At 74.1% G+C, this 3100-nt stretch carries 5 protein-coding genes; 4 read left to right on the top strand and 1 reads right to left on the bottom strand.

Annotated features, from left to right (window positions below; genetic code table 11):
* The 4 genes from VR44_RS24135 to VR44_RS24120 all read left to right on the top strand — a co-directional run.
* Positions 1-501, top strand: a 501-nt coding sequence (locus VR44_RS24135; protein WP_045949680.1) for an amidohydrolase family protein, incomplete at its 5' end; no start/stop codon positions are given.
* 61 nt (positions 502-562) lie between these two features.
* Entirely contained in the window at positions 563-1573 is a 1011-nt protein-coding gene (locus VR44_RS24130) for a YdcF family protein (protein WP_045949679.1), read from the top strand.
* An 81-nt stretch (positions 1574-1654) separates the two neighbouring features.
* The gene (locus tag VR44_RS24125; RefSeq protein WP_045949678.1) at positions 1655-1840 is read left to right on the top strand and encodes a hypothetical protein; all 186 of its coding nucleotides are present in this window, start codon (positions 1655-1657) and stop codon (positions 1838-1840) included.
* Between the two features lie 158 nt (positions 1841-1998).
* The gene (locus VR44_RS24120) at positions 1999-2454 is read left to right on the top strand and encodes a nitroreductase/quinone reductase family protein (RefSeq protein ID WP_094191876.1); all 456 of its coding nucleotides are present in this window, start codon (positions 1999-2001) and stop codon (positions 2452-2454) included.
* A gap of 41 nt (positions 2455-2495) precedes the next feature.
* Here VR44_RS24120 and VR44_RS24115 read toward each other — a convergent pair whose 3' ends face one another.
* Positions 2496-3053 (bottom strand): GNAT family N-acetyltransferase, encoded by a 558-nt coding sequence (locus VR44_RS24115; protein ID WP_045949681.1) that lies wholly within the window; start codon positions 3051-3053, stop codon positions 2496-2498.
* Positions 3054-3100: the final 47 nt, after the last annotated feature.

Below are 3100 nucleotides of genomic sequence, written 5' to 3'. Positions count from 1 at the left end.
GGCACCCGCCTCGGCGGCTGGGAGGAGGCGCGCCGGCTGCTGCTGGGCGACCGGCTGGGTACGACCGTCCTGCAGCACGTGGGCCACGAGGGGAACGTCCGGGCGATCATGCGCCACCGGGTCCACACCGGCGGTTCGGACGGCATCCTGCACGGCGCGAAGCCGCACCCGAGGGCGTACGGCACGTTCCCGCACTACCTGGGCCACTACGTGCGCGAGCTGGGCGTGCTCTCGCTGGAGGAGTGCGTGGCGCACCTGTCGGGCCGGCCCGCGGCGCGGCTGCGGCTGCCGGACCGGGGGCTGGTGCGCGAGGGGTTCCGGGCCGACCTGGTGCTGTTCGATCCGGAGACGGTCGCGGCCGGGTCCACGTACGAGGAGCCGCGCAGGCTGCCGGCCGGGATCCCGCACGTGCTGATCGACGGGCGGTTCGTGATGCGGGACGGGCGCCGTACGGACGTGCTGGCGGGGCGGTCGGTGCGCAGAACGCCCTTCCGGCGGTAGGGGGTTCGAGCAGGACTTTCGTCCCGGCGGCGGCCCGCGGGCGGCACATACGATGAACGGCATGGCCGCCTTCGTCCTCCCCGCCCTCCTGTTCCTCGCCCTGTGCGTCAGCGCCTTCAAGGACCGCCGCCGCTTCCGCAACGCGGTGCTGTTCGGGCTGACGTTCATCACCTTCTCGGCCGCGCTGCTGTTCCAGGTGACGGCCCTGCCGGGGTGGGCGGCGCTGCCGATCATCGCCCTCGCGTTCGCCGCGCCCACGGTGGGCACGATGGTCATCGGCGGGTTCCTGATAGCCAACGGCGTGACGATGGTCCGCAAGGAGGGCCGCCGTCCGGCCAACCTGCTGTCGATGCTGGCGGGGCTCGGGATCTTCGGGATGATCGCGCTGCTGGTCGCCGTCCCGATGTTCCACTCCGTGGTGCTGACCGGGGTGGCGGCGACGCTGACCCTGGTGGTGGCCTACGTGGCGTTCGTCTTCCTCTGCTTCCTCGGCTACGCCTTCCTCTACGGCCGGATCAAGGTGCGCGGGGACGTCGACCACGTGGTGATGCTGGGCTCCGGGCTGATCGGCGGGGACCGGGTGCCGCCGCTGCTGGCCTCGCGGCTGCGCAAGGGGCAGGAGATCTACGCGGCCCAGCTGGCCCGGGGTTCGCGGCCGCCGGTGCTGCTGACCTCGGGCGGCAAGGGGTCGGACGAGCGGGTCGCGGAGGCGCGGGCGATGGCGGACTGGCTGATCGCCGAGGGGGTTCCGGCGGAGCACATCACGCTGGAGGACCGGTCGCGGACGACCGAGGAGAACATGCTGTTCTCGAAGGAGATCATGCTGGCGGACGACCCGGGCTACCGGTGCGTGGTGGTCACCAACAACTTCCACGCGTTCCGGGCCGCGATGATGGCCCGCAAGGCGGGGGTGAACGGGCAGGTGGTGGGCTCGCCGACGGCCCGCTACTTCCTGCCGAGCGCGACCCTGCGCGAGTTCGTCGCGGTGTTCTGGGAGCACCGGAGGGTCAACCTGTCGATCTGCGGGCTGCTGGTCGTGATCGGCGCGACGGCGACGCTCGTCGCCGCCTGAGACGGGCCCCTGGAGCGTCGACGTGCGTTCTTGGGGCCGGGGCCGGAGGATGGGGGCCTGGGACACCGTAGGAGGTCTCCGATGGAAAGTGAAACCAACGAGCAGCCCACCCGGTCGGACCGGCTCTTCACCGGCGGTGAGCGGCCGTACGACCCCGAGGACCTGGTGATGGCGACCGGCCACGACCCGACTCCGGAGCGGGTCGAGGCGGCGCGGAAGCTGATCGCGGAGAAGGGTCCGTCCGTCATCGAGCGCTATCTGCCGTAGCCGGCTGCCGGCCGGACGTGCTGCTGTGGGGCCACGGCCCGGGGTCGCCCCCGGGCCGTGGCCCTTTTCGCGCGTGCGTGGAGGTGCGGGGCGGGGGGACCGCATCCAGAATCGGTGAAGGGTCGTTAGCCGTAGGGGGGACGCCCTACGGAGGTTTGATGAACAGCGTCGCCGCCCTTGCCGTCGACTGGGACCACCCCACGGACCCCCGCCCGGGGCCGCGGCTGGAGCACGTGCGGACGTACGTGTCGAGCGGCGGGACGGACGGACACCTGTGGCACGGGGTCCCCACCCTGCTGCTGACCACCCTGGACCGGGCCTCCGGCCGGGCGGTGCGCACGCCGCTGGTCTACGGGCGGGACGCGGGCCGGCTGCTGGTGGTGGCCGCCGGTACGGGCGGGCCGCACCACCCGTCCTGGTACGCCAACCTGGTCGCGCACCCGGAGGTCCGCGTCCAGGTGGGTACGGCGGCCTTCCCGGCCTGGGCGCGGACGGCGGATCCGCTGGAGCGGGAGACGTACTGGGAGGCGATGACGGGGCTGTGGCCCCTCTTCGACGACCAGCAGGCCACGGCGTGGCCCCGGGAGCTCCCGCTGGTGATCATCGAGGGCTGACGGCGGACCGGCCGCCCCCCGCCGGGTCAGGACCCTGCGGGTCAGGCCCCGGCGGGGGTGGCGACGGCGTGGTAGGTGCGGCCCGCGACGGTGTAGTCGCCGAGCGGGGTCATGCCGAAGGCGTCCACGTGGACCCGCCAGGAGGGGGCGTTGCCCGCCTCGATGAAGGCGACCAGGGCCTCCGCGCGGCCCGCCGACGCCTCGACGGCCATGGCGAACAGGCCCCGGGCCACCCCGTGCCCCCGGAAGGCGGCGTCGACGACGACCGGCCCGTACAGCAGCCACGGCACCTCGCCCAGCGGGCGTCCGTGCCAGGCGAGGCCGGTCTGGGCCCGCAGCAGGCCGGTGACCGCCGCCGGCGGGTCGGCCATGTCGGCGGCGACCGACAGCGCGAGCAGTCCGGCGATGCGGCCCCGGCCGTCGTCGGCCACCAGGAGTTCCCCGGCGGCGGCCATGTCCCGCAGGGTGGCGGCGTCGAACGTGCCCTGGACGAAGCCCTGCGCGGAGCGCTGCTCCTCGGTCAGGGCGTCGTGGTGGTTGGCGGCGAAGAGCCGGGCCAGGGCGGGCGCGTCGGCCTCGGTGGCGTATCGGTAGCGCATGGCGCCGATGCTGCCACGGCGGGGCGGGGGGGGGGGCGCGCCCCCCC

It is taken from the genome of Streptomyces katrae (genome assembly GCF_000966975.1).
GTDB classification, from domain to species: Bacteria; Actinomycetota; Actinomycetes; order Streptomycetales; family Streptomycetaceae; genus Streptomyces; species Streptomyces katrae.
This window is presented reverse-complemented; position numbering and strand designations above follow the sequence as displayed.